At 65.0% G+C, this 7,043-nt stretch carries 7 protein-coding genes; 5 read left to right on the top strand and 2 right to left on the bottom strand.

The features are described 5' to 3' along the window. Nucleotides 1-45: 45 nt before the first annotated feature. From guaB to AAC023_RS12865, 4 genes are all read left to right on the top strand, one after another. On the top strand, nucleotides 46-1,515 hold the full coding sequence (gene guaB / locus AAC023_RS12880; RefSeq protein ID WP_339741601.1) for an IMP dehydrogenase: 1,470 nt from the start codon (nucleotides 46-48) through the stop codon (nucleotides 1,513-1,515). A gap of 115 nt (nucleotides 1,516-1,630) precedes the next feature. Next, the gene (locus tag AAC023_RS12875; RefSeq protein WP_339741600.1) at nucleotides 1,631-2,047 is read left to right on the top strand and encodes an MAPEG family protein; all 417 of its coding nucleotides are present in this window, start codon (nucleotides 1,631-1,633) and stop codon (nucleotides 2,045-2,047) included. Beyond that, entirely contained in the window at nucleotides 2,044-2,406 is a 363-nt protein-coding gene (locus AAC023_RS12870; protein WP_339741599.1) for a DUF3088 family protein, read from the top strand. The genes AAC023_RS12875 and AAC023_RS12870 overlap by 4 nt, the downstream gene beginning before the upstream one ends. Next, on the top strand, nucleotides 2,403-3,716 hold the full coding sequence (locus AAC023_RS12865; RefSeq protein WP_339741598.1) for an RsmB/NOP family class I SAM-dependent RNA methyltransferase: 1,314 nt from the start codon (nucleotides 2,403-2,405) through the stop codon (nucleotides 3,714-3,716). The genes AAC023_RS12870 and AAC023_RS12865 overlap by 4 nt, the downstream gene beginning before the upstream one ends. Before the next feature lie 38 nt (nucleotides 3,717-3,754). Here the strand turns inward: AAC023_RS12865 and AAC023_RS12860 are convergent, their stop codons facing one another. Together AAC023_RS12860 and AAC023_RS12855 are read right to left on the bottom strand one after the other, a co-directional pair. Next, nucleotides 3,755-4,552: a sulfotransferase gene (locus tag AAC023_RS12860; RefSeq protein ID WP_339741597.1), complete on the bottom strand. Its 798-nt coding sequence runs from the start codon at nucleotides 4,550-4,552 to the stop codon at nucleotides 3,755-3,757. After that, a complete protein-coding gene (locus AAC023_RS12855; RefSeq protein WP_339741596.1) occupies nucleotides 4,545-5,345 on the bottom strand; it encodes a sulfotransferase in 801 nt (266 codons plus the stop codon). Before AAC023_RS12855 ends, AAC023_RS12860 begins: the two co-directional genes overlap by 8 nt. 349 nt (nucleotides 5,346-5,694) lie before the next feature. Between AAC023_RS12855 and guaA the strand changes: the two genes are divergently transcribed. After that, a partial coding sequence (gene guaA / locus AAC023_RS12850) for a glutamine-hydrolyzing GMP synthase (RefSeq protein ID WP_339741595.1) occupies nucleotides 5,695-7,043 on the top strand: 1,349 nt, incomplete at its 3' end.

Here is a 7,043-nt window from a genome sequence, read left to right as displayed (position 1 = left end):
CACACCTGTTATAGCCGCGCCGCAAGCAGCGAAAAGGAGTCTCTGATGGAGATTCGTGAAGGTCTGACCTTCGATGACGTGCTCTTGCAGCCCGGCCCGTCCGATGTTCTTCCCGCCGACGCCATCGTGTCCACACGCGTGGCGCGCGATTGCGGTCTCAATATCCCGATCATGGCTGCGGCCATGGATACGGTGTCCGAGGCGCATATGGCGATTGCCATGGCGCAGGCCGGCGGGCTGGCGGTGATCCACCGCAATCTGACCATTGCCGAGCAGGCCGAGGAAGTGCGCCGCGTCAAGCGTTTCGAGAGCGGCATGGTGGTCAATCCGGTGACGATCTCGCCGGACGCGACCCTGGCCGAGCTGCGGGCCCTGATGGCCGAACGCCGGATCTCCGGCATTCCCGTTGTCGAGGGCGCGGCCCCGGGCAAGCCGGGCAAGCTGGTCGGCATCATCACCAATCGCGATGTCCGCTTTGCCGATGATCCCAATGAGAAGGTCGGCAATCTGATGACGCGCGACGTTGTCACCGTCAATGAGGGCGCGACCCAGGACGAGGCGCGCGCCAAGCTGCACCGCCACCGGATCGAACGCGTGCTGGTCGTCGATGCCGAGCACCGCTGCATCGGCCTGATCACCGTCAAGGATATGGAAAAGGCCCAGGCCCATCCCACCGCCGCCAAGGATCGCGAAGGCTCGCTGCGCTGCGCTGCCGCGACCACGGTCGGCGATAGCGGCTATGAGCGCGCCATCGCGCTGATCGAGGCCGGCGTCGATGTCGTCGTCATCGACACCGCCCATGGCCAGAGCTCCTCTGTGCTCGACCAGGTCAAGCGCATCCGCAAGGCGTCGAATCTGTCGCGCATCGTGGCCGGCAATGTCGCCACTTATGACGGTGCCAAGGCGCTGATCGAGGCCGGCGCCGATTGCGTCAAGGTCGGGATCGGGCCGGGCTCGATCTGCACGACGCGGATCGTCGCCGGTGTCGGCGTGCCGCAATTGACCGCGATCATGGAAGCGCGGCGCGCGGCACAGGGCTCGGACGCCTGCATCATCGCCGATGGCGGTATCAAATATTCCGGCGACATGGCCAAGGCGATCGCCGCCGGCGCCGATGCCATCATGGTCGGCTCCCTGCTGGCCGGCACCGAAGAAGCGCCCGGCGAGGTTTTCCTGTATCAGGGCCGGTCCTACAAATCCTATCGCGGCATGGGCTCGCTCGGGGCGATGGCGGCGGGTTCGGCCGACCGCTATTTCCAGAAGGATACCGAGCGCATGAAGCTGGTGCCCGAGGGCATTGAAGGCCAGGTGCCCTATAAGGGCCCGGTCGCACCGATCCTGCACCAGATGGTCGGCGGCCTGCGCGCGGCGATGGGCTATACCGGCTCCAGGACGATTGCCGATCTGCATGAGCGGGCACAATTCGTCCGCATCACCAATGCAGGCCTGCGCGAAAGCCATGTCCATGACGTCAAGATCACCCGCGAAGCGCCGAATTATCCGACGCAGAGCTAGGGCGTTTGATGTCTGGCAAGTGACGGGCGCGTATGGCCTGTCTGCACCTTTGTCGATTGACCGGGAGGGGCGGCGAGCCTTGGCTCGCCACCCCGTTTGAACAAGGATCCAAGTGATGAATTACGCACTGCTCTACCCGGTCTTCATCCAGGTTGCCCTGACCTTCGCGCTGGTCTTCACCATGGGCGCGATGCGCTATGGCGCCGTCGCTTCCGGCAAGGTCAAGGTCGCCGATATCGCGCTCGGCCAGCGCGGCTGGCCGGTGCGTATCCAGCAGGTCTCCAACGCTTATGAAAACCAGCTCGCCTCGCCGGTGCTCTTCTATGCCGGCATCGCCTTTGCCCTGATCGCCGGCTCGACCAGCGTCCTGCTGGTTGTCATCGCCTGGGCCTATATCGGGCTGCGCCTGCTGCACGCGCTGATCCATGTCACCAGCAATCATCTGCGCTCACGCTTCATGGCCTTCGCCGCCAGTCTTCTGGTTCTGCTGGGTTATTGGGTCGTGCTCGCTGTGGAGCTGATGACGCGATGATGCAGATGCAGCCCGCCATCGAGACCGGCAAGGATATCCTCTTCCTGCTGACCGGCGCCTGGGACGGCGTTGACGGGCTACGCCTGTGTGCCGATTGCTGCCTGATCGAGGGCGCCTTGCTCGGCAATCCACACTGGAGCGAGGCCGTCACTATCGTCCGCATCGAATACCCCCGGCCCCGGCCGGAAATCATCGCCCTTCTGGGTGAGGCGCACCAGAATGCGCCGACCCTGATCCTGGCGGGCGAGACAGAATCCCATACCAAGGTGGAGACCGCGAATGATCGCCGTTTCCTGACCGACCCGATCGCGATCTGCCAACAGCTCGCCACCAGCTATGGCGGAGCACAGCCAAAATGAGAGATGCAGCCAAGATCGCCGCGGCGATTGAAATCCTCGACAGCCAATTGCGTCAGCACACGCCGGTCAAGGACGCCGTGCGCGACTGGGGCAAGGCCAATCGCTATGCCGGTTCCGGCGACCGCGCCTGGATCACCGGCCTGGTCCTCGACGCCCTGCGTCACCAGTCCTCGGTCGGCCACGCGATGCAGGATGACAGCGCCCGCGCACTCGCTTTCGGCACCGTCGCCCGCGTCTGGGGCCTCTTCGTCGAGGAAATCGACGCCATGATGGAGGGTGACCCACATGCGCCCGAAACCCTGACCAATGCCGAGCGCAGCGGGCTGGAGCGCGATATCTCCGACGCACCGCTCTATATCCGCGGTGATTTTCCGCAATGGCTCGAGGGCAGTTTCCAGCGCGCCTTCGGTGACAAGGCCGAGGAAGAGGCCCATGAGCTGTGCTCGCGCGCGCCGGTCGATCTGCGCGTCAATGAAGTCCAGGTCGGCTTCGACAAGGCGTTCAAGGAAGTCAGCTCCAAGCTGAAAACCGCCGAGCCTTCAGAGCTCGCCGCCATGGCGATCCGCATCCCGCAGCGCGATCCGCGCGGCAAGTCGGCGGCGGCGGAGAGCATTCCGGCCTATGGCAAGGGCTGGGTCGAGGTCCAGGATATCGGCTCGCAGCTGGCAGCGCTCGCCTCGGGTGGCCGCGAAGGCATGCAGATCCTCGATTACTGCGCCGGCGCCGGCGGCAAGACGCTGGCGCTCTCCGCGCTGCTCAACAATACCGGCCAGATCCATGCCTGGGATATCGACTGGCGCCGCCTGCGCGCCATCTGGCCACGCCTGAAGCGTGCCGGCGCCCACAATGTCCAGGTCCAGGATGCCGAGGAGGACAAATGCCTCGCCGACCTCGTGGGCAAGATGGATGTCGTCTTCTGCGATGCGCCCTGTACCGGTACCGGTACCTGGCGCCGCCGGCCCGACGCCAAATGGCGTCTGCGCGAGCGCGCGCTGGAAACCCGCATCGGCGAGCAGGACACCGTGCTCGAGCGCGGCTCGCGCTATGTCAAACAGGGAGGCCGCCTGGTCTATGTCACCTGTTCCGTCCTGCCGGAAGAAAACGAGGATCGCATCACCGCCTTCCTCGCCAGCCACGAGAACTTCAAGCCCGTGCCTGCTATCAAGGCGATGCAGGCCTCGGGCGGTCTCGCCAAGGGGGCCGAGGAAATCCTCGAGAAATGCGTCGGCAATCACGGCGCCCTGCAGCTCTCACCGGCGCGCACCGATACCGACGGCTTCTACATCTGCGTGATGGAGCGTGTGGGGTAGGGGGCTGAACGGCGCGGGCGAGGCCCGCAGCTGATCGCTCAATCCACCCGATAGCCCAGCGCGCGCAACCGGTCGCCGACTGCGGCGCTCACCGCCGCGTTCACTGCGCGACCGCCGCCGATCCGCGCGGTGGTCAGGGGCGCGTCCAGCAGAGGCAGGCTGTCGCGCTCCAGTCCGATCAGCTCGATCGGCTGGCGGGTGTATTCCAGCATGGCCGGCTCGTAACCCAGGTCGAGAAAGCGCAGCAGCGCCGTCACGCTTCGCTTCGGCTTTTTCACCACATCCTCATAGCGCAGGCGCAGCACCCGCCCGGGCGCGAGGGCGGTTTCCGCCTGCAGTCCGATCCCGGTCAGATCGCACCAGTATTGCAGCGCCGCGCCCGGATCGCTGACATGGGCGAAGGGGCGGCCGTCGGGGCCGTGCCAGTCGCGCTGCAGCAGCGAGGCGGCGACATCGCGGCCATCGCGCACGATATGGACGAAGCGCGCCCCCGGCAGCAGGCGGCCAAGGCGTTCGAAGGCGAGGATGTTGAGGCTGGTCTTTTCCACCAGCAGGTCGCCGGGCCTGTCCCGCACCGCTTCTCCGATCAGCCCGGTCAGCAGCCCGGCCATATTGGCGCGGACCTGTTCAGCCTCGAGCCCGAAATCCTCACGATGCAGATCGCCCAGCTGGGTCGCGAAATTCTCCCACTGCATGGCGATGGCCACGGGCAGGCCGGTATCGGGACCGCAATGAATCCGCGAATGCCCGTCGAGCAGGCGGCGCATCACGGTCAGGCCCGAGCGCGGGCAGCCGCCGAGGAAGACGAACCCGGTGCCGCTTGCAGCCTCAGACATAACCCAGCCGCGACAGGGCGGGGCCGGCAATCCGCATGACGCAGTCATGTTGCGACGCGTCGAGCGCCGCGCGCCAGCGTCCGATCGAGCGGGTGTCGATGGGCTGGGCGACGCGGTCATTGCTCGATTCATTTGCGCCCGAGGCCGGATTGAAGGTGCTGGCATGGTCCAGCGCCGCCTCGATGGCATCGCTGTCCTCGCCAAGGAAGGCGAACAGGCCGGCGATCATGTCGCGCGGGTGGCGCACCAGGGCTTCATAGCGCAGCTCGAAATAATTCGGGTCCTCGCGCATCGCCGCGCCGGCTTCAACGCTCTCGACCCAGAGGTGGGCCGCTGCTGCGGGGTCGCGCGTGATCGCCAGCGGCTGGCCGGTGCGGGCGTCCCGCCAGTCCATCGTCAGCAGCGAGGCGACGACATCACGGCCATCGCGAACAATCCCGACCAGCGGGCTGCCGGGAAACAGGCGGCGCAATTGCGTGAAGTGGAGAATATTGGCCGGCGTCTTCTCGGCGATACGGCATCCCGATTGCGCCTGCAGCGGCGCCAGAAAGCCATTGATCGTGGAGGCGAAGCGCTGGTGCAGCATGTCGGCATCAAGCCCGTACTGCCGTTCCAGCACCGGCATGTGCAGCTGCTCGATCTGTGAGGACAGGGCCGCGAGCGCCGGCACGATCCGGGATTCAGGGCCGCAGACAATGCCCTTCGACGTATTGACGATGGCGCGCAGCAGGGTCGTCCCCGAGCGCGGCGCGCCGCCGATAAAGATCGGAGCCTGGCCAATGATTTCCTGCATGTCCGATGTCTCCCGCCTGCAGCCATACAAGCGCCGGTAAAGATGGTCGCGGGATGACCGGGCGGTTACGGAAATGCAATTAATTACAGTAAGATGTACGGTTTATGAGCGGGCGGGACGGGGCAGCGGCCTGTCCCGGTGCCTGTCGCATTTTGGCCATTTTCCGGACCTGATTCAGCCATTTTCCACTGACGCGCGGCTGCCATGACTCATTCGCCCGCGCGAAAACCGGATTCCTTGCTGGTCATCGCGGCTGACTCGCGCTATCCGGCGCCATGCTGATATCGAGCTCGGCCATAACCCCCACATTTTGTCCCCGGAAAGCCCGCGCCTGCGGGAATGAGAGCGCATGACTGATCAACACGAAAAAGCCCTCATCATCGACTTTGGCAGCCAGGTCACCCAGCTGATCGCGCGGCGTCTGCGCGAGAGCGGGGTCTTCTGCGAAGTCCATCCCTATAACCGCGCCGACAAGGCTTTCATCGACAGCTACGCCCCAAAGGCGATCATCCTGTCGGGCTCGCCGCACTCGACCCATTGGGACAATTCGCCCAAGGCCGACCCGTCGGTCTTCACGCGCGGTATTCCGGTGCTGGGGATCTGCTATGGTGAGCAGACCATGTGTTCCCAGCTCGGCGGCAAGGTGGAGGCGTCCGAAGAGCGCGAGTTCGGCCGGGCCGATATCAAGATCGTTGCCGACAGCCCGCTATTTGCCGGCTTTGGCCCGATCGGCCATGAAGAACGCGTCTGGATGAGCCATGGCGACCGCGTCAGCGCCCTGCCGGACGGTTTCAAGGTCATCGCCACTTCGGGCAATGCGCCCTATGCGGCGATTGCCGACGAGGCGCGCAAATTCTATGCGGTGCAATTCCACCCCGAAGTCGTGCACACGCCGCGCGGGGCCGAACTGCTCAAGAATTTCACCCATTTCATCGCCGGTTTCCGCGGCGATTGGTCAATGGCGAGCTTCAAGGATGAGGCGATCGCCAAGATCCGCGCCCAGGTTGGCGACAAACGCGTATTGTGTGGCCTCTCGGGCGGCGTCGACAGTTCCGTCGCGGCGGTTTTGCTGCACGAGGCGATTGGCGACCAGCTGGTCTGCGTCTTCGTCGATACCGGCCTGATGCGTCTGGGCGAGGCCGACGAGGTCGTCGACCTATTCCGCGAGCATTATAATATCCCGCTGGTCCACGCCGAGGCCGAGGACCTCTTCCTCACGGCGCTCAAGGGCGTCGAGGATCCGGAAGCCAAGCGCAAGATCATTGGCGGCCTCTTCATCGATGTGTTCGACGAAAAGGCGAAGGAGGCCGGCGGCGCCGATTTCCTCGCCCAGGGCACGCTCTATCCCGATGTGATCGAAAGCGTCAGCTTCGATGGCGGCCCGTCGGTCACCATCAAATCCCACCATAATGTCGGCGGTCTGCCGGCGCGCATGAAGATGAAACTGGTCGAGCCCTTACGCGAACTCTTCAAGGACGAGGTCCGCGCCCTGGGCCGCGAGCTCGGCCTGCCGGAAGCCTTTGTCCGCCGCCATCCCTTCCCGGGACCGGGTCTGGGCATCCGCATTCCCGGCGCCGTCTCCAAGGAGAAGGCCGATATCCTGCGCAAGGCCGATGCGATCTATATCGACGAGATCAAGAAGGCCGGCCTCTATGACGTCATCTGGCAGGCCTTCTCCGTCCTGCTGCCGGTCAACAC

The organism is uncultured Maricaulis sp., assembly GCF_963976135.1.
Taxonomy (GTDB): domain Bacteria; phylum Pseudomonadota; class Alphaproteobacteria; order Caulobacterales; family Maricaulaceae; genus Maricaulis.
The sequence above is the reverse complement of the archived record's forward strand: the minus strand, read 5'-3'. Positions and strand labels throughout refer to the sequence as shown.

Coding starts and splice junctions, on each gene's coding strand:
- guaB (WP_339741601.1), top strand. CDS start 46: ATGGAGATTCGTGAAGGTCTGACCTTCGATGACGTGCTCTTGCAGCCC.
- AAC023_RS12875 (WP_339741600.1), top strand. CDS start 1,631: ATGAATTACGCACTGCTCTACCCGGTCTTCATCCAGGTTGCCCTGACC.
- AAC023_RS12870 (WP_339741599.1), top strand. CDS start 2,044: ATGATGCAGATGCAGCCCGCCATCGAGACCGGCAAGGATATCCTCTTC.
- AAC023_RS12865 (WP_339741598.1), top strand. CDS start 2,403: ATGAGAGATGCAGCCAAGATCGCCGCGGCGATTGAAATCCTCGACAGC.
- AAC023_RS12860 (WP_339741597.1), bottom strand. CDS start 4,552: ATGTCTGAGGCTGCAAGCGGCACCGGGTTCGTCTTCCTCGGCGGCTGC.
- AAC023_RS12855 (WP_339741596.1), bottom strand. CDS start 5,345: ATGCAGGAAATCATTGGCCAGGCTCCGATCTTTATCGGCGGCGCGCCG.